The 18,574-nt window shown below is 63.5% G+C and carries 18 protein-coding genes; 12 read left to right on the top strand and 6 right to left on the bottom strand.

Annotated features, from left to right (window positions below; translation table 11 throughout):
- Positions 1-4: 4 nt before the first annotated feature.
- Positions 5-1,273, bottom strand: coding sequence for an NHLP bacteriocin system secretion protein (locus tag Q0687_RS35555; RefSeq protein WP_298887667.1), 1,269 nt, complete (start codon positions 1,271-1,273; stop codon positions 5-7).
- A 298-nt stretch (positions 1,274-1,571) separates the two neighbouring features.
- Between Q0687_RS35555 and Q0687_RS35560 the strand changes: the two genes are divergently transcribed.
- Positions 1,572-1,760: a hypothetical protein gene (locus Q0687_RS35560; protein WP_298887668.1), complete on the top strand. Its 189-nt coding sequence runs from the start codon at positions 1,572-1,574 to the stop codon at positions 1,758-1,760.
- A 123-nt stretch (positions 1,761-1,883) separates the two neighbouring features.
- On the opposite strand, the gene Q0687_RS35565 is transcribed toward Q0687_RS35560, so the two are convergent.
- The gene (locus Q0687_RS35565) at positions 1,884-2,768 is read right to left on the bottom strand and encodes an amidohydrolase family protein (RefSeq protein ID WP_298887670.1); all 885 of its coding nucleotides are present in this window, start codon (positions 2,766-2,768) and stop codon (positions 1,884-1,886) included.
- Positions 2,769-3,110: 342 nt separating this feature from the next.
- On the opposite strand from Q0687_RS35565, the gene ykgO reads away from it, so the two are divergent.
- From ykgO to Q0687_RS35580, 3 genes are all read left to right on the top strand, one after another.
- The gene (gene ykgO, locus Q0687_RS35570) at positions 3,111-3,236 is read left to right on the top strand and encodes a type B 50S ribosomal protein L36 (protein WP_006611362.1); all 126 of its coding nucleotides are present in this window, start codon (positions 3,111-3,113) and stop codon (positions 3,234-3,236) included.
- 120 nt (positions 3,237-3,356) lie between these two features.
- Complete coding sequence (locus Q0687_RS35575) at positions 3,357-3,995, top strand: tetratricopeptide repeat protein (protein WP_298887672.1); 639 nt, start codon at positions 3,357-3,359, stop codon at positions 3,993-3,995.
- 182 nt (positions 3,996-4,177) lie between these two features.
- A complete protein-coding gene (locus Q0687_RS35580; protein ID WP_298887674.1) occupies positions 4,178-4,438 on the top strand; it encodes a hypothetical protein in 261 nt (86 codons plus the stop codon).
- Between the two features lie 7 nt (positions 4,439-4,445).
- Here the strand turns inward: Q0687_RS35580 and Q0687_RS35585 are convergent, their stop codons facing one another.
- Positions 4,446-4,628: a hypothetical protein gene (locus Q0687_RS35585; RefSeq protein WP_200296242.1), complete on the bottom strand. Its 183-nt coding sequence runs from the start codon at positions 4,626-4,628 to the stop codon at positions 4,446-4,448.
- 328 nt (positions 4,629-4,956) lie between these two features.
- On the opposite strand from Q0687_RS35585, the gene Q0687_RS35590 reads away from it, so the two are divergent.
- Positions 4,957-5,913, top strand: a complete 957-nt coding sequence (locus tag Q0687_RS35590; protein WP_298887679.1) for an alpha/beta hydrolase — start codon at positions 4,957-4,959, stop codon at positions 5,911-5,913.
- A 117-nt stretch (positions 5,914-6,030) separates the two neighbouring features.
- Here the strand turns inward: Q0687_RS35590 and cycA are convergent, their stop codons facing one another.
- Positions 6,031-6,426 (bottom strand): cytochrome c-550 CycA, encoded by a 396-nt coding sequence (gene cycA / locus Q0687_RS35595; protein ID WP_298887681.1) that lies wholly within the window; start codon positions 6,424-6,426, stop codon positions 6,031-6,033.
- Positions 6,427-6,692: 266 nt separating this feature from the next.
- Between cycA and Q0687_RS35600 the strand changes: the two genes are divergently transcribed.
- A complete protein-coding gene (locus Q0687_RS35600) occupies positions 6,693-8,186 on the top strand; it encodes an FAD-linked oxidase C-terminal domain-containing protein (RefSeq protein ID WP_298887683.1) in 1,494 nt (497 codons plus the stop codon).
- A gap of 56 nt (positions 8,187-8,242) precedes the next feature.
- Positions 8,243-9,379 (top strand): acyltransferase family protein, encoded by a 1,137-nt coding sequence (locus tag Q0687_RS35605; protein ID WP_298887685.1) that lies wholly within the window; start codon positions 8,243-8,245, stop codon positions 9,377-9,379.
- A gap of 42 nt (positions 9,380-9,421) precedes the next feature.
- Here the strand turns inward: Q0687_RS35605 and Q0687_RS35610 are convergent, their stop codons facing one another.
- Positions 9,422-9,757 (bottom strand): antibiotic biosynthesis monooxygenase family protein, encoded by a 336-nt coding sequence (locus Q0687_RS35610; protein ID WP_298887687.1) that lies wholly within the window; start codon positions 9,755-9,757, stop codon positions 9,422-9,424.
- A 215-nt stretch (positions 9,758-9,972) separates the two neighbouring features.
- Here Q0687_RS35610 and Q0687_RS35615 point away from each other — a divergent pair, with 215 nt between their 5' ends.
- The 4 genes from Q0687_RS35615 to Q0687_RS35630 all read left to right on the top strand — a co-directional run bounded on the left by Q0687_RS35615 (position 9,973) and on the right by Q0687_RS35630 (position 14,399).
- Positions 9,973-11,211: an FAD-binding protein gene (locus Q0687_RS35615; RefSeq protein ID WP_298887689.1), complete on the top strand. Its 1,239-nt coding sequence runs from the start codon at positions 9,973-9,975 to the stop codon at positions 11,209-11,211.
- A complete protein-coding gene (gene glcF, locus Q0687_RS35620; protein WP_298887691.1) occupies positions 11,208-12,530 on the top strand; it encodes a glycolate oxidase subunit GlcF in 1,323 nt (440 codons plus the stop codon). The genes Q0687_RS35615 and glcF overlap by 4 nt, the downstream gene beginning before the upstream one ends.
- Positions 12,531-12,599: 69 nt before the next feature.
- Entirely contained in the window at positions 12,600-12,968 is a 369-nt protein-coding gene (locus Q0687_RS35625; protein ID WP_298887693.1) for a histone, read from the top strand.
- 462 nt (positions 12,969-13,430) lie between these two features.
- Positions 13,431-14,399, top strand: coding sequence for a TorF family putative porin (locus Q0687_RS35630; RefSeq protein ID WP_298887786.1), 969 nt, complete (start codon positions 13,431-13,433; stop codon positions 14,397-14,399).
- A 225-nt stretch (positions 14,400-14,624) separates the two neighbouring features.
- Here the strand turns inward: Q0687_RS35630 and Q0687_RS35635 are convergent, their stop codons facing one another.
- Positions 14,625-16,388: an ABC transporter ATP-binding protein/permease gene (locus Q0687_RS35635; RefSeq protein ID WP_298887695.1), complete on the bottom strand. Its 1,764-nt coding sequence runs from the start codon at positions 16,386-16,388 to the stop codon at positions 14,625-14,627.
- 315 nt (positions 16,389-16,703) lie between these two features.
- Here Q0687_RS35635 and Q0687_RS35640 point away from each other — a divergent pair, with 315 nt between their 5' ends.
- Positions 16,704-18,368 (top strand): L-lactate permease, encoded by a 1,665-nt coding sequence (locus tag Q0687_RS35640; RefSeq protein WP_298887698.1) that lies wholly within the window; start codon positions 16,704-16,706, stop codon positions 18,366-18,368.
- Positions 18,369-18,574 lie beyond the last annotated feature (206 nt).

Consider the following 18,574-nt stretch of genomic DNA (forward strand, 5'->3'; position numbering starts at 1 on the left):
AGTCCTAGCCGCCGATCCCGGTCAACCGCTTGACCGTCGGGAATAGGAGATTGATGGGGGGCTGCTCCCGCGTCGTGACCTCGGCACGCGCCAAGGTGCCGCTGGACAGGAGCAGCGGCGGGCCCTTGCCCGAGGTCCATCGATAGCCGCTCGACGTAGAGCCGTCGCGCTCCAGCGCCACGCGCATGGCATAGGGTGCACCCTTCTCGGAGAAGCGTTTCACCAGCGTATCGTTGTGGAGGTCGGCAGCCATTCCCTCGGGCGTAACCGGGAAGTCGGAGACCGCGGCGACGCGCCCCACAATGGCCCCGTACTCCTCGCGCTTGACGGGATTCGGCTCAATCCGGACCTCCATTCCCGGTTGGATCGACTTGCCCCAGTCCGGCGGCATATAGATCGTCGCCTCCAGCGTCGGACTCGCGGTCTCGATCTGGACGACCGGCGTGCCCACGGCCAGCACGATGGCATCGGATACCTTGACCTCCACCACCCGGCCGTCTGCAGGGCTGAGGATGCGTGATCCGCGTTCGAGTTCGCCGACAAGCTGCTCGACCGTGCGTCTGGCGTCGTTCACCCTGAATTCCGATTGCAACCGATCGCGCTCGCGCTGGCTCTGCAGCTCGAGCCGCTGCGCATTCAGTTTCAGGATCTCGTTCTTGGAATCGGTGATGCGTTCGCGGGCCGCGTTGAGCTCGACGCGGCGATCCTCGAGGTACTTCCGCGTGACATAGCCGCCGGCTGCGGCGGGCTCGAGCTTGGCGACCTCATCGACCAGATAGGCCGCACGCCGCTCGGCAACGGCGGTGATCTCTTGCAGCCCGGCCTCCTGCGCTGCGTAATTGCCTTGCTTGGCCTCGATCTCGCGCGAGATCGCCGCAATCAGGTCGGTATGTTCGCGCTCGCGCTCCTTCAGCACGTCCCGCGCCTGCTGCAGCCGCAGCTCGACGTCCGGCTGCACGACACGCGCGATTTCCTGGTCTCGTCGAACCTCGTCGCCGATCTGGACATCGATCGAAGCGAGCCGTCCCCTGACAGCCGATACGGCGTCTACCAATCGGCCCCCGCTGCTGAGCAGGATGCCCTCGCCGGATACCCGCGTCGGAATGCGGCCCAGCACGCTCCAGGCCAGCAGCACGGCGACGCCAACAGCGAGCGCCAGGCTAGCCACCCAGTCGTAGGGACGCGTGATGCTGACCACATGATCGAGCTGCTCGGGATGGGACAACCGCTCGATCGCGGCCTCCCGGAAGATCCGATTGATCCCGCCCCTCATGCAGCCCCCCCAGCGGACCCAGACCGCCCCATCCGATTTGGCCTCAAAGGACCTGCGTTTTCAAGCCGGTATCCAGCGCAAGCAATCCCATCGAAGCTATCGACCGACTTTCCTTGTGGTTGAGGGGCAAATAGGGCTAAATTCCTTCACTGGAACGTGACCGCTTTCGGGGCCGATCCGCTCGGAAAGATGTCGACGTGCCGGGCAGGACCTTGAACCTTCAGGTCCCTGCTCAGACCCATCCAAGGCGGCGGCCGACATTCGTCGCAGCAATCGAGATCAGATCCAGGAGCTGTAAATGGTCGAACAGAAGTCTGAGGCAAATGGGGCGCTTCCGGAAACCACCCAGTCCGGCGAGCCTGCCAAGGCGAAGACGCCGGTCGCTACGATGACCGACGCGTTGCCGGATGATCAACTCGACATCTCTGCTGGCGGTGCTTATCCGCTCACCTACACGGGGGCCATCAACACCGGCATCGGCGGTTAGGCCGGTCGGGCATCTAAGCCTCACCTCGATGGCGGCCTGGCGCAGGTCTGAGGTTTGAGCATCTGAATGTGAGGGCTTCGATCGAAGGGATCGGAGCCCTCATTGCGTTGATCAGTCCGCGCCTCAGATCCCCAGGATCTTCCTTGCGTTGGCCTTCAGCACCTTCGGCCGGATCTCGTCGCGGATGTCGATCTTGGAAAAATCCGACAGCCAGCGGTCCGGCGTGATGACGGGCCAGTCCGAGCCGAACAGCATCTTGTCCTGCAGGATCGAGTTGATGTAGCGCACCAGGATCGGCGGGAAATATTTCGGCGACCAGCCGGAGAGGTCGATATAGACGTTCGGCTTGTGGGTCGCGACCGACAGCGCCTCTTCCTGCCAGGGGAAGGAGGGATGGGCGAGGATGATCTTGAGGTCGGGGAAGTCGGCCGCGACGTCGTCCATGTACATCGGGTTGGAATATTTCAGCCGCATGCCCATGCCGCCGGGCATGCCGGAGCCGACGCCGGTCTGGCCGGTGTGGAACAGCGCGATCGCGCCGCCATTGTTGATCTCTTCGTAGAGCGGATAGGCCATGCGGTCGTTGGCGTAGAAGCCCTGCATGGTCGGGTGGAATTTGAAGCCGCGGACGCCGTACTCTTCGATCAGCTTGCGCGCCTCGCGCACCCCCAACTTGCCCTTGTGCGGGTCGATCGAGACGAAGGGGATGAGGACGTCGAGATGGTCGGAGGCGATCTCCAGCATCTCCTCGTTCTTGTAACGGCGGAAGCCGGTCTCGCGCTCGGCATCGACCGGGAAGATCACCGCGGCAATGTTCTTGGAGCGGTAGTAGGCCGCGGTCTCCGGCACGGTCGGCGGATGCTTGTGTGGCGACTTGAAATACTCGGCCATCTGGGCCTGGAAATCGTCATAGCCGTCGTCGGGATGGGTGCCGCAGGGCTCCTCGGCGTGGGTGTGGATGTCGATGGCGACGACCTTGTCGATATCAGGCAGCTTCAGCTTGGGCATTGGTTTCCTCCCGACGGGTTGCCAAATTGATTATATGATATAACGAATTTGGCAAGGCGTTACGGCTGGCAAAACCGCAACCTGCGAAAGTCTTTGCCTGGCTCGGCCATGGGCAGCTGGAATCGGTCCGATCCGGCCGCTTCTACTGTGCATGGGGTTGTTTTCGCTGAATTGCCTTGATGGAACCCGGCAGTTAACATTGACATGACCTCCCGCCATGCCTTAAGAACCGCCCCGTCCCGGGCGGCCGGTCCGCCAGCGGGAAAGATCTCATTTTGCCACATTCGCGCGTGCCGAAACGGTAGTGCCGAACACGGCCTTTCGAACGTTCAGGATTCTGCCATGAAGGTCCGTAACTCGCTGAAGTCGCTGCGCGGTCGCCATCGCGCCAACCGCCTGGTCCGCCGCAAGGGCCGGGTCTATGTGATCAACAAGGTGCAGCGCCGCTTCAAGGCGCGCCAGGGCTGATCAGCTAAAGGCTGATTGCCCTCGCGGCTGCCTTCGCGCGCCCCGCAAGACCACGGTCTCACACGAGTTTGACGCCGCCTTTGCTTTGCAAGGGCGGCTTTGCGCGTTTACACTTTCACCATGACCATGAGATTCCCTTTTGCCCGCACGCTGTGCCTGGCTTTGGCTTTAGGCGCTGCCGGCCTCGCGCCGGCGCTGGCGCAGGGTGATCCGGCCCCGCCGGCGAAGCAGCAGAAGAAGCTGCCCGAGGCGCCGGCCAAGCTGCCCAAGGCCGACCGCACCAAGAATCTCGATTTCCTGTTCGGTGCGCTGAAGGCCGCCCCCGATGACGTCAGCGCCAGGCATGTCGAGGCGCGGATTTGGGCGATCTGGCTGCAGACCCCGAGCGACACCGCGGCACTCCTGATGGCGCGGGCCAAGGCGGCGGTCGATGCGCAGAAGATCGACGTCGCGATCAAGCTGCTCGATGCCGTGATCAAGCTCCGGCCCGACTACATCGAAGCCTGGAACCGGCGCGCCACGCTCTATTACATGCAGAACGACTACGCCCGCTCGCTCGCCGACATCCGCGAGGTGCTGATCCGCGAGCCGCGTCATTTCGGCGCGCTCGCAGGGCTCGGCATGATCATGCAGGACGTCGGCGACGAGAAGCGCGCGCTCGAGGCCTATCGCAAGGCGCTCGCCGTCAATCCGCACCTCGAGAAGATCCCCGAGCAGGTGAAGGCCTTGACCGAGAAGGTCGAAGGCCGCGACATCTAGAGCACGATCCGGAAAAGTGTGCAGCGGTTTTCCGACGAGATCGTGCTCAAACAGTAACGGATATTTCGATCATCTTTCGAGCGGTTGCGGCGCGTGGAGATTAACCACGATCAAAAGCGCAATGTCGCAAGGACTATTGCCGGCGCCGCCGCAGGTCTACCTGCATGGCAGGGAGCACAGCCATGATGCGTTTGATCTTTGCTTGTAGCTTGCTGTTGGTATCGGGAACGGTCAGCCTTGCCGATGGGCTGTTCTGGGTGGTCGGCAATCGCGCCACCGGCAAATGCAACATCGTGACCAGCAATCCGGTCATCGATGGCGACGTGTGGTTCGGCGACGGCCCCTACAAGTCGAAGGACGATGCCAAGCTTGCACGCTCGACCATCCGCGCCTGTCCCGTGCTCACGCCCGACGAGCAAAAGGCGGAGGACAGCGCCGGCTAGCCTTGGGCTAGTGCAGCACGCTGGTGCCGCGCTCGGCGAGACCGCGATCGGCGGCCGCAGCGTAGGCCTTGGCGAGTTCGGTCTCGAGATGCTCGTTGATCAGCAGCAGCGCCCGCACCGCGCCGCGCAAATCGCCGTTGCAGCTCGCGACGATCTCGTCGATTGCGGTGTCATTCGATCTGAAGCTCATCGAAAATCCTCCGGTTCAAACCAGGACAATTCTGCCGGTCTTTCCTGCATCCCCTGAGGTTGCGAGGAGGGATCGGCGCCCATCCGCGTCTCAATGGCGGAACCGACCGTGGCGAATATAAGGACAGCGCGATGACGACTGCATGAATGATCCGAGGCTTGTGTGTCATCTGTCGGGATCATTGATATTGTTGATTTTTTTAGTTCGGCAATTATGCACATATCCACAGGGCGGCATTTCCGGTGGAAGCGCTGGAGCGTCCTCGCGCGAAACTGCCGTCTGCGTCATTCGTAACTGCCATGTGCCCAGGATCGTCCGGACTGTCTTCATGATCGTTTTATCAGCCGTGACCGCGCTGGCCCTGCTCGCGCTGGTCACGCAGGCCGCCGTCGTCGTCGTGCAACGTTCCTTTCCGCCGCAGGGCCGGATGATCGAGGTCGAGGGCGCGACGCTGCATGTCGTCGATGTCGGCCCGCGCGATGGCGATCTGCCGATCGTGATGCTGCACGGCGCCAGCTCCAATCTCGAAGTGATGCGGCATCCGCTCGGCGACATGCTCGCCGGGAACCATCGCGTGATCCTGATAGACCGCCCCGGGCACGGCTGGAGCACGCGTGCGCGGCACGAAGATTCGACGCCTGAGATTCAGGCACGGATGATCGATGACGCGCTCGGCAAGCTCGGAATCGATCGCGCGATCTTCGTCGTGCATTCCTGGAGCGGCGCGCTGGGCGCGCGGCTGGCGCTCGATCACGCAAGCCGCGTTGCCGGTCTCGTCATGCTGGCACCGGTGACCCACCCCTGGCGCGGCGGCGTCGGTCGCTACAACGAGATCATCGCAACGCCCGTCGTCGGCCCGCTGCTGGCCTACACCATCACGCTGCCGCTCGGCTTGTTCGTCACCGAATCAGGCGCACGCAACGTCTTCCTGCCGCAGACGATGCCGGACGGTTTTGTGAGGGAGTCCGCGACGCCGCTACTGCTTCGTCCGCGCGAATTCATCGCCAATGCCTATGATCTCGTCACGCTCAAGGCCTCGGTTGCCGCGCAGGCGCCGCGCTACGGCGAGATCAGCACGCCCGTGACGATCATCGCCGGCGCGCCCGACAAGACGGTGAAGACCGACATCCACGCACGCCCCTTCGCCGCGACGGTGCCGAATGCAAAGCTGGTCGTGCTGCCCGATCTCGGCCACATGGTGCAGAACGCGGTGCCGGATCTGGTGAAGACGGAGATCGAGACGATGATCCGTCAGATGTCCCCGGCGCAGGCGGCCGCAGACTAAAGCGTTTTCGAGCGAAGAGGACTCCGGTTCGCGTGAGGAAAACGCGTCAAGACAAGGGCTGGAACATCGGTTCTGATGCCGTCAGAACCGATGTTCCAGCGGCCGCCTTAGACCCGTTTACTGCTTGATCTTCCCGTCCTTGTCGAACTGCGAGACGTAGGACCAGAGATTGTTGATTTCGGTCTCGTTCTTGATGCCGGCGAATGCCATCTTGGTGCCGGGGATCTTGGCCTTCGGATCCTTGATGTATTCCTTGAACTGGGCCTCGTTCCAGGTGATGCCGGAATTCTTGTTCGCATCCGAATAATTGTAATCCGGCGCGGTGCCGGAATGACGGCCATCGAGGCCGTTCAGTTCGGGGCCGACCTTATTCTTGGCGCCTTCGCCGATGGCGTGGCAGGCCAGGCACTTGTTGAACGACGTCTTGCCGGCCGCGACATCCTGCGCCATCGCGCTGGTGGCCGTGGCAGTGACGGTGAGGATCATCAGCGCGCCAAAAATCAGTTTTTTCATAGGGTGCTCTTCGTCTCTTTCCCGGTGGATCTTCGTCTGGTCGGCTTTCGTCGAACCTGCCCGTTTTGGCACGGCCCGCTCGGCTTGGACAAGCCACGAAAGCATGACAGGTTTCATGGCTGCCAACTTGTCCCAGAGCGAACTCGCTGGAGATCGTGGCTTGCGACTTTCGGACGGCCTACCCAAACCACAGCGGACGTGGTTGATTTGCCGTGATAAATTGACGTGCGGCGCAAGCCGGAAGGATATGCGGTGAAGGATCTGATATGGCCATCATGATGCCGGCGAGCGATCAAGCGGTGTTGGCGCGCCGCGCGGAGATCGTTGCTGCATTGCGCGCCATCGTGCCCGGCGAGGGTGTGATCGACAGTGCGGCCGAGATGCGGGCTTATGAATCCGACGGGCTGACCGCCTATCGGCAGCCCCCGATGGTCGTGGTGCTGCCTGATACGACCGAGCAGGTCTCGCTCGTCCTGAAATATTGTGCCGCCCATGGCATCAAGGTGGTGCCGCGCGGCTCAGGCACCTCGCTTTCAGGCGGCGCGCTGCCGCTGGAGGACGGCGTCCTGCTGGGCCTCGGCAAGTTCAAGCGCATCCGCGAGATCGATTTCGACAACCGTGTCGTCGTCACCGAGCCCGGCGTCACCAATCTCGCCATCAGCCAGGCGGTCGCGCATGCCGGCTTCTATTACGCGCCCGATCCGTCCTCGCAGATCGCCTGCTCGATCGGCGGCAATGTCGCGGAAAATTCCGGCGGCGTGCATTGCCTGAAATACGGCATGACCACCAACAACGTGCTCGGTTGCGAGATCGTGCTGATGAGCGGCGAGATCCTGCGCATCGGCGGCAAGGGGTGCGAGAACGCGGGCTACGATCTGATGGGCGTCATCACCGGCTCGGAAGGCCTGCTCGGGGTCATCACCGAGATCACGGTGCGTATCCTGCAGAAGCCGGAGACGGCGCGCGCGCTGATGGTCGGATTCGCGCAAGTCGAGGCGGCCGGCGAATGCGTGGCGCGCATCATCGGCGCCGGCATCATCCCCGGCGGCATGGAGATGATGGACAAGCCGGCGATTCACGCTGCGGAAGCCTTCGTCCATGCCGGCTATCCGCTGGACGTCGAAGCGCTGCTCATCATCGAGCTCGACGGTCCCAAGATCGAGGTCGATGAGCTGATCACGCGCGTCGAGACCATCGCCAACGCCTGCGGCTCGACCACCTGCCAGATCTCGACCTCGGAGGCCGAGCGCAATCTGTTCTGGGCCGGCCGCAAGGCCGCGTTCCCCGCTGTGGGACGTATCTCGCCAGACTATCTCTGCATGGACGGCACCATTCCGCGCGGCGCGCTGCCGAAGGCGCTGGCGCGCATCCGCGAGCTCGGCGAAAAGTACCAGCTCGGCTGCGCCAACGTGTTCCACGCCGGCGACGGCAATCTGCATCCGCTGATCCTCTACGATGCCAACAAGCCCGGCGAGATCGAGCGCGCCGAAGCCTTCGGCGCCGACATCCTGCGCGCCTGCGTCGAGTTCGGCGGCGTGCTCACCGGCGAGCACGGCGTCGGCATCGAGAAGCGCGATCTGATGCCGGACATGTTCACCGAGATCGACCTCAACCAGCAGCAGCGGCTGAAATGCGCCTTCGACGCGCAAGGCCTGCTCAACCCCGGCAAGGTGTTTCCGACCCTGCACCGCTGCGCCGAGCTCGGCCGCATGCATGTGCACGCGGGCAAGCTGGCGTTCCCGGACATTCCGCGGTTCTGAGGATTGGGCGGGTCAGTCCAGGTAGCGGTATGGCGGATATCCCGATAGGTGCGACTGTGACGTCAGCAGCCGCGACCCACTCTCGGTCGCGGCTGCTGTTCATCGACAACATCAGATGGTCGATGATCATCCTCGTGCTGAGCATGCACGCGGCCGATACTTACTCTCCGTTCGGCAATTGGTACTATGTCGACCGCCAGGCCGCGGGCTTCGGCACCGCTCTGTTATTCGGTATCTATCAGAGCTTCCTCCAGGCGTTCTTCATGGCGGCGTTGTTTTTCATCGCCGGCTATTTCGCGGCGGCATCTTTCGACAGAAAGGGGTTTTCAGCCTTCGCCCGCGACCGGCTGTTGCGGCTGGGCGTGCCGACCCTGGTTTACATGTTCGTGATCGGCCCGCTCACGCAGTATTTTCTGTCCCGGACCTGGGGCAACGGCGGCTTCGGTCATCAATGGCTGACCCATCTCCGCGATGGCGAATGGCTGTCCGAGAGCGGGCCGATGTGGTTCTGCGCCGTGCTGCTGCTGTTCTCGCTTCTCTACGGCCTCGTACGGCTGTCGGGATGGCAAGAGCGGGTGGTTGTGCTGCGAGGACCGATGCTCGTGGTGTTCGTCATGGTCATGGCGGCCGCGACCTTTGCCGTGCGCGTCGTCGTGCCGGCCGGTGCCGCAGTGCTCAATGTCCATCCTGGCGACCTCCCGCAATATGTTCTGATGTTCGCGGCCGGGGCCTATGGCTATCGCGGCAACTGGATGATGGGGCTTGCGGATCGGTCCTGCCTGTATTGGGGCACTCGGGCGCTGGCCATCTCGGCGCCTGTGTTCGCGGCGCTGGTGCTGTTTGGCGGAGGTCTCGAGGGCGACACGGCACTCTATGACGGCGGCTTCAATCCCGTGAGTGCCGGCAAGTGCCTCTGGGAAGCACTCGTCTGTGTGGGCATGGGCTTTCTGCTCCTCGCCGTCTACCGTCGCTATTTCGACACGCAAGGTCTCCTCGCCAAATGGCTCTCGGACAATGCCTTCGGCGTCTACCTGATCCACCCGCCGATCCTGATCGGCTTTGCCTTGCTGCTGCATGGGCTGCCGCTGCTGGCGCTCGCGAAGGCGCTTCTGCTGACGGTGCTGGCCGCCATCGGCAGCTTCGGCGTCTCGGGCTTGATCCTGCGCCAATCGCCGCTGCGCGCGATCATCTAGCGGAGACGCCGCGGTCCGGTCAGAATCGCGGCGTCTAGGTTCTCAAAGCATTCCGTATTGCGCGCGCTCGCGCTTCGCCAGCAGCGGCAGCGCCTGGCCGGCGATATAGGTCTTGAAGTGCGCGCTTTCCTGATGCTCCTTAAACGCGGCCTCGTCGCGGAACAGCTCGTAGAATAGGAACTGCGCAGGGTTGTCTTTCCCGCGTGAGATCAGGAACAGTTTGACGCCGTCCTCGCGCTGCGCCTCCGGCAGGAAGCTATCGAGGATGGCGGCGATCTTGTCGGCCTCTCCAGGCTTTGCCTCCCATTGCGCGACCACGAGGAGGCCTCCGCCGTCGACGGCGTCGCTGATCGATTTCTGTGTGGCGTAGTGGTTCATGCTTCGCTCCATATCTGTCTCTGATGATCTCGATCGCGATCGACGCGAGTTTGTAGCGACGGCACGCAGGGTTTGGTTCGCCGGTGGTCGAAGTGTCGATGTCGTGAATGTTTCGATTGTGATCGAATCGTCGATGTGACCCGAACGCGCCGGCAGCGGTCGCCGGCCCACGTAGCATTTGATTTTCGGACCAAATTTCGTTACCCGCTAGACGCGTGGATACGCTCAGGGTCAGAGACGCCAAAGACGTCGAAGAGGTGGTGCGCGCGGCGATTGCCAATGAGCAGCCGCTCGAGATCATCGGTCATGGCAACAAGCGCAGCATCGGGCACGCCATGGCGACCAATGCCGTGCTCGACGTCTCCGCGCTCAATGCCGTCACCTCCTATGAGCCGAACGAATTGATCGTCACGCTCCAGGCCGGTGCGCCGGTGGCCGACGTGCTGTCGCTGATCGACGCCAAGAACCAGCAATTCGCGTTCGAGCCCATCAACACCGCGCCGCTGCTCGGTACGACCGGCTCAGGAACCATTGGCGGCATGATCGCGGTGGGTCTGGCCGGCCCGCGCCGGATCAAGGCGGGCGGGGCGCGCGACCATCTGCTCGGGGCGCATGCCGTCTCCGGCTTCGGCGACAGCTTCAAGACCGGCGGCAAGGTGGTGAAGAACGTCACCGGCTACGACCTCTGCAAGCTGCTCAGCGGCTCCTGGGGCACGCTGTCGGTCATGACGGAAGTGACGCTCAAGGTGATGCCGAAGCCCGAAGCCGAGCGGACGCTGCTGCTGCGTGGGCTCAATGATGCCGCCGCCAACAAGGCGATGACTGCGGCTCTCGGCTCGCCCTACGATGTCTCCGGCGCCGCGCATCTGCCGCATCAGGCGCTCCGAACCAGGACCGACGGGCTCGGCGATATCGCCGGCCAGGGCGAGGCGGTGACCGCGCTGCGGCTCGAGGGCATCACGGCCTCCGCCAGTCACCGCGCCGGTTCCTTGCGCGAGCTGCTGGCGCCGTTTGGCGCCGCGACCCTGATCGAGGATACGGCGTCGTCCGCCCTTTGGGCCGCCATCCGCGACGTGCTGCCGTTCGCGGCCAGCGGTGCGCTTGGCGCCTGGCCGGTGTGGCGGATCGTCTGCCCGCCGGCCTCGGGGGCGGCGCTCGGCACGCAATTGGTGCGCGAGACCGGCGGCGACGTGATCTATGACTGGGGCGGCGGGCTGATCTGGGCGGCGCTGCCGCCGAAGGCCGACGCGCACGCCCCCGCCGTACGCCAGCTCGCCGATGCGTTCGGCGGCCACGCAACGCTGATCCGGGCAGCCGAGGACGTCAGGCGCGGCGTCGACGTGTTCCACCCGCAAGCGCCTGGTATCGCCGCCCTGAGCGAACGGGTCCGCGCCAGCTTCGATCCGAAGTCGATCTTGAACCGGGGACGCTTGAGGCGGGGCGCCGTGGCATGAAGACGGAATTCTCACTCGCGCAGCTTGCCGACCCCGACATCGCGGAAGCCGACAAGATCCTGCGCGCCTGCGTCCATTGCGGCTTCTGCACCGCGACCTGCCCGACCTATGTCCTGCTCGGCGACGAGCTCGATAGCCCGCGCGGCCGCATCTATCTGATCAAGGAGATGCTGGAGAAGGATCAGACACCGACACCGGAGGTGGTCAAGCACGTCGATCGCTGCCTGTCGTGCCTGGCCTGCATGACGACCTGCCCGTCCGGGGTGAACTACATGCACCTCGTCGATCAGGCCCGTGTCAGGATCGAGCAGCGCTATCGGCGCCCGCTCGCCGAGCGGCTGCTGCGCCGGGTGCTGGCCTTCGTCCTGCCCGATCCGCAATGGTTTCGCATCAGCATGCGGCTGGCACAGCTGGCCCGTCCCCTCGCGGTCTTCCTGCCGACGCCGCGGCCATCGGCCACGCCGGGCCTGATCCAGCGCCTCAAGGCGATGCTGGCCCTGGCTCCCGACCGGCTGCCGGCGCCGGGCGCACTTCCGGGCAGCGTGTTCGCGGCGCTCGGCAAGAAGCGTGGCCGGGTCGCGCTGCTGCAGGGCTGCGCCCAGCAGGTGCTGGCGCCGCGCATCAACCAGGCTGCCATCAGCCTGCTCACCCGTCACGGCATCGAGGTCGTGCTGGTCAGGGATGAGCAATGCTGCGGCGCGCTCACCCATCACCTCGGCGACGACGAGGATGCGCTGGCGCGCGCCCGCGCCAACGTCGCAGCGTGGTGCAAGGAGGCCGCCGGCGAAGGGCTCGACGCCATCCTGGTGACGACCTCCGGTTGTGGTACCGTCATCAAGGACTACGGCTATCTGCTGCGCGAGGACGCTGCCTTCGCGGCCGATGCGGCGAAGGTGTCCGCGCTTGCGAAGGACATCACGGAATATGTCGCCGGTCTCGGCCTCGCACCGAGCGCGCAACAGCACGACATCGTCGTCGCCTATCACTCCGCATGCTCGTTGCAGCACGGGCAGAAAATCACGGGCCTTCCGAAAGAATTGCTTTCCAAGAATGGATTCGTGGTGAAAGATGTGCCAGAGAGCCATTTGTGTTGCGGTTCGGCGGGGACCTACAACATTCTCCAGCCCGAGCTTGCGGGCAGGTTGCGCGATCGCAAGGTCGCCAACATCGCAAGTGTCAAGCCGGACATGATTGCCGCAGGCAATATCGGCTGCATGGTGCAGATTGCCAGTGGCACGTCAGTTCCGGTCGTACACACGATTGAGCTTCTCGATTGGGCTACGGGCGGATCGCGGCCGGCGTTGAGCGCGTCGCACTGAGCTTTCGCCTTGAGGTGACTGCTGAAGATGCCCGATCGACCATTGTTCGGCGGCAACAGGAGGACCACGATGGCGAAAGCGAGCAAGAAGAAAAGCAAGAAGGCCAAAAAGGCCAAGAAGGTTGTAGCGGCCAAGAAGGCGACGAAGAAGAAGGCGGCCAAGAAGTCTGCCAAGAAGGCAGCGAAGAAATCGGCCAAGAAGGCCGCACCGAAGAAGACAGCGAAGAAAGCCGCTGCGAAGAAGGCGGCGCCGAAGAAGGCCGCCAAGAAAGCCGTGAAGAAAGCCGCGAAGAAAGCGGCACCGAAGAAGGCGAAGGCAGCTCCCGCGCCGAAGCCGGCGGCCCCGGTAGCCGCGCCGGCCCCAGAGCCGGCCGCTGAGACAAGCTGGGCGATGCCTTCGTCTTCTGCGGAAACGACGCCGGCCGAAGGGCAGGGTTAGGTCAAGGTTAGGCCAAGGGCCGGGCCCACCGGACCGGGCTTCCCCTCAGGCGACCGATCGACAACAGGAAGGCCGCAGCGCGATGCTGCGGCCTTTTTGCATCTCCGTGGGGGCTCCCGGAGGCTACCCCCTTTTGAGTCAGCTGATTCGTAGCGCGCGGGCCACGGAGCCGTGGGCCCCCGTAGTATCCCGGCCATCCCTGTGCACTTTGGCGTGAAAATAATGTGATCGAGAAGCAACACCGGCTGACAACCTTTCGTGGAATCGTCAGAACGCCCAAAAAGGCGGCAAATGCCAGTGTTTTTTGCTTCTCGCTTTGCGTCCCTCCATCCAGATTGCGTCAGTTATGAAATTTGCAATCAGGTCGGGCGCCCCGGGGGCATCCGGAGCTCGGCCGGGGTCTAGAACTTGGTGATGGGGATCGAAATGAAGAAAGTGACTTTGTTGGCAACGGCGCTGGCAATGGTGACGGGTTCGGCTTTCGCGGCGGACATGCCCATGAAGGCTCTGAAGGCTCCTCCCGTGCCTGCGTTCGATCCTTGGGATGTCGCCTTCGGCGGCGCGGTCATGAACGACTATATCTTCCGCGGCGTGACCCAGTCGAACCATAAGCCGTCGGTCGCGGCCTATTTCGAGCCGCGCTACAACGTCACCAAGGACCTGCAGCTCTATGTCGGCGTGTCCGGCGAGAGCATCTCGTTCGCCAACCGCGCAGCGGCCGAGATCGACATCTACGGCGGTATCCGCCCGACCTTTGGTGCCTGGGCCTTCGATATCGGCGTGTGGGGCTATCTGTATCCGGGCGGGAGCTGCGCCGACAACGTGCTCACCGGCGGCATTCCCGGCGGCGGCGTCTGCGCCGTCAGCACCACGACCATCTTCCTCGCCGACGGCAACGTCATGAAGAAGGACGTCAGCTTCTTCGAAGTCTACGGCAAGGTGAACTACACCATCAACGACAGCTTCACGGTCGGAGCGACCGAGTTCTACTCGCCGAACTTCCTGAACTCGGGTGCCTGGGGCAACTACGCGTCGTTGACTGCCAAGTACACCGCCCCCAGCACGGTCTTCGGTGCTTCGGGCGTCGGCATGTACGTGTCGGGTGAATTCGGCCGGCAGTGGTTCGGCACCTCGGACGCCTTTTACGGCACCGGTGCCGGCACCGTCTTCGCCAACGGCATTCCCTACAAGGACTACAACACCTGGAACATCGGCGTCGGCTTCACCTACAAGGTGTTCACGCTCGATCTGCGCTACTCCGACACCGACCTGAACAAGGGTGATTGCAACGCCTTCACGAGCGCCTTCAACGCCACGGGTACCACCAACGTCACCCCGATCAACCCGGGTGGCGCTGGCTCGAACTGGTGCGGCGCGGCGGGTATCGCCAAGCTGTCCTTCGACCTGACGGCGATGACCAACCTGAAGTAAGTTGTGTCCCGAGACTGACTAAAAAGGGCGGCAGAGCAATCTGCCGCCCTTTTGTTTTGGGGACTGGCTTCGCAGGTTGCAAATATTGCCGCATCGTCATGGCCGGGCTTGTCCCGGCCATCCACGCGCATCCTCGACGACGAAAGGCGTGGATGCCCGGGACAGGCCCGGGCATGACGATTTTGGGGAGCGACCGTCCCGAACCGCACGCTTCCCGCTAGCGCCTCAGCGCGCCGTGCTCGGCTCCGGTTCGGCGGGCGCTCCATCCTTGCCCAGCACGTGGATCGCGCCGTCCTTCACCATCGCCACCTTGCGGGTGTGGAAGGCTTCGAGCGTCGAGCGATGGCCGATCGAGACTATGGTGGCCTGGGGCAGCTTCTCGGTCAGCAGCCGGTAGAGGCGGGCCTCCGAGGGTTCGTCGAGCGAGGCGGTGGCCTCATCCAGGAACAAATAATCCGGCATATGCAGCAGTGCGCGGGCGAGCCCGAGGCGCTGCTGCTCGCCGAGCGACAGCATCCGGTTCCAGTGGCCGTCCTCGCCGAGGCGATCGGCGAGGTCGGGCAGGCCGACCGATATGACCGCGTCCCGGATTTGGCCGGCCTGGAATGCGCCGGGCGCCGCCGGATAGATCACGGCATCACCGAGTGCGCCGACCGGGAAATAGGGGCGCTGCGGCAGCATCATCAGCTTCGCCTGAGCAGGGACGACGATGCTGCCGGTGCCGAACGGCCAAATGCCGGCAATGGCCCGGAACAGCGTCGATTTGCCGGAGCCCGACGGCCCGGTCACGAGCACGCGTTCCGGCGTCTGAATGGCGAAGCCGTCGGCTGCGACCAGAGGCCTGCCGTTGGGCAGATACACGCAGAGCTTCTCAAGAGCGATATTGCGGCTGCCAGCGGCCGCCTTGAGCTCGATCGTCGCCTGATGCGCCGGCAGGTTTGCCGCTGTTGCGACCGACATCTCGAAGCCGTCGAGACGCGCGACGATCGAGCGCCATTCGGCGATCGAGCGGTAAGCCGTGACGAAGAAGGACAGGGCATCCTGCACGCTGCCGAAAGCCGAGCCGGTCTGCATCATGTCGCCGAGCTGGATGCTCTTGGCGAAGTAAGCTGGCGCCACCACCACATAGGGGAAGATCACCGCGGCCTGGCTGTAGCTTGCCGTGAAAGCGGTCAGGCGCTTGGTCCGTCCCATGATCGCGTACCAATTGCCGATCACGAAGCCGAAGCGGTCCAGCAGGCGACTGCGCTCGGCACCTTCGCCCTTCAGCAGCGCGATCTGCTCGGAGTTTTCGCGGACGCGAACGAGATTGAAGCGGAAATCAGCCTCAAAGCGCTGCTGCTCGAAATTGAGGTTGATGAGCGGCGAGCCGATCCAGTGCGTCAGCGCCGTACCCAGCACCGCGTAAAGCAGCGCACACCAGAACAGAAAACCGGGGATGACGATATCGGTGCCGTAAAGATGCAGAGGGGCCTTGTTGGACAGACCCCAGAGGATGACGACGAACGAGGCCAGCGTCACGATGGACGACAGCAGGCCCAAGCCGATCACCAGCGTTTGCTCGACGAAATTCTTGACGTCCTCGGTGATGCGCTGGTCCGGGTTGTCGGCGGCGTCACCCGTGAGCTGCATGCGGTAGTGTGTGGCGTCATGGAGCCATTCGCCGAGATAGTGCCTGGTCAGCCATTGCCGCCAGCGGATCTGGAGCCACTGGTTCAGATAGAGTTTGTAGACGGCGAGCGCGATGAAGACGGATGCGAGCCCGATGAATATCCAGATCTCTGTGACGAACCGGTCCAGATTGTATTCCTGGATGGCCGTGAAGAACCGGTTCTGCCACTGGCTGACGAGGACGTTGATCGCGACCAGCGCCAACTCCATCGCAATTACCGCGGCGAGCAGGCCACGGCCGGCCCATTTGTCCTCGGATCGGAAATAGGGGATGGCGATTCGCCAGACGATCGCGAGCGTGGCGCGGATATTGTTCACAGAGGTGGATCTCCTGAGGGATATCAACAGCGGCCCCGACGCCAAGCGGCTGAGGCCATGGCAGAAAGGCGGCGCGCTTAGACTAAAGTCGCAAGTTCTGCAATTTGCGTTGGCTAGCCGCGGCTTGCAACCCTAGCATGGGCATAACGGCGTGGGGTGGGGGCCTCCAGATTTTCGCGAGCTTGTGAGCAGGCGGGAACCGCTGCTTTCGCGAGGAATTCGCGTCCAACTCGGGGGTTATCGCTTGCAACGTCAAGGCAGGTCTGGCCGTCCACGCGGGCCGCCTGCCGCACACATGCGTGGGGGAGGAAGTCCATGTGGAATCAAATCTATGATCCGTTGCACAGCCCCGTGCTGTCGACGATCGCGGCGGCGATACCCGTCGTCACGTTGCTGGTGCTGATCGCCAGCGGTCGTGTTCAGGCTCACATCGCAGCCATCATCGCCGTGATCGTGACCAACCTGATCACGATCTTCGTGTTCACCATGCCGGTGAACATGTCGATCCGCGCCTCGATCCTCGGCATCGTGACCGGCTTCTTCCCGATAGGCTGGATCGTTCTCAACGTCATCTTCCTCTACCAGGTGACGGTGACCACCGGTCGCTTCGAGCTGTTGAAGCGGGCGGTCGGCGGCGTCACCGAGGACCGGCGATTGCAATTGCTGCTGATCGCATTTTCGTTCGGCGCGTTCTTCGAGGGCGCCTCGGGCTTCGGCACGCCGGTGGCGATCACCGGCGCCGTGCTGATCGGCCTCGGCTTCTCGCCGCTTGCGGCCTCCGGCCTCTCGCTGATCGCCAACACCGCGCCGGTCGCCTTCGGCGCGCTGGGCACGCCGATCCAGGGGCTCGCCTCGGTCACCGGGCTCGATCCCTACATCCTCGGCGCGATGGTCGGACGGCAATTGCCGATCTTCTCGCTGATCGTGCCGTTCTGGGTGGTGTGTGCCTTCGCGGGCTGGCGAGGTATGAAGGACGTCTGGCCGGCGATCCTCGTCACCGGCGTGTCGTTCGCGGTCCCGCAATTCGTGATCTCGAACTTCGTCAATCCCTGGATCGTCGACATCGGTGCGTCGCTGATCTCGATGGGCGCGCTGATCCTGTTCCTGAAGGTCTGGCAGCCGAGGCAGCTATGGCTGTCGCCGGCGCTGCGCGGGCATGATGAATCGGCGGCGACGATGGCGACGGCAAAGCCGCTCGACAAGACGCCGCTGACGCAGAACGAACTTTTCAGCGCCTTGTTGCCGTGGATCATCGTCTGCGTCGTGATGCTGATCTGGGGCAATGGTAGCTTCAAGACCTGGGCGAACGGGATCTTCACCTGGAACTACGCCGTTCCCGAACTGCACCAGATGATCAACAAGATGCCGCCGGTCGCGCCGGCGCCGACCAAGGAAGCGGCGGTGTTCGGCTTCACCTATCTGTCCTTCACGGGCAGCGGCATGTTGATCGCGGCGATCATCTCCGGCTTCCTGATGGGTGTCGGTCCTGTCAGGCTGCTGGTTGAATACGGACGCACCATCCGGCTCTGCGCGATCTCGTTGATCACGATCTCGGCGATGCTCGCGATCGGCACGCTGACGCGGCTCTCGGGCGTCGACGCCACGCTGGGTCTCGCCTTTGCCGCAACCGGCGTGCTCTATCCCTTCTTCGGCACCCTGCTGGGCTGGTTGGGCGTGGCGCTGACCGGGTCGGATACGTCGTCGAACATCCTGTTCGGCAACCTCCAGAAGATCACCTCGCAACAGCTCGGCCTGTCGCCGATCCTGATGGCGGCGGCGAACTCGTCCGGCGGCGTGATGGGCAAGATGATCGACGCGCAATCGATCGTCGTCGCCTCCACCGCGACCAACTGGTACGGCCACGAAGGCTCCATCCTGCGCTTCGTGTTCTGGCATTCGATCGTTCTGGCCTGCCTCGTCGGTGTGTTCGTGACGTTGCAAGCCTATGTCTATCCGTTCACGGAGCTCGTGCTGAAGTAGCGGCCGACGTCCGGCTTCAACGCAAATCCCCGCGGGATCGTCCCGCGGGGATTTTTGTGCCTCGAACCGACGAAACTTCTCAAAGGCTTTGCCGTCTTATAGAGCGTTTTCAAGCGAAGTGGATGCCGGTTCGCGTCAAGAAAACGCGTCAAAACGAGAATCTAGAGCCCCGTTCCGATTCCATCGGAACGGAAATGGCTCTAGAA

It is taken from the genome of uncultured Bradyrhizobium sp., assembly GCF_936928535.1.
GTDB lineage: Bacteria > Pseudomonadota > Alphaproteobacteria > Rhizobiales > Xanthobacteraceae > Bradyrhizobium.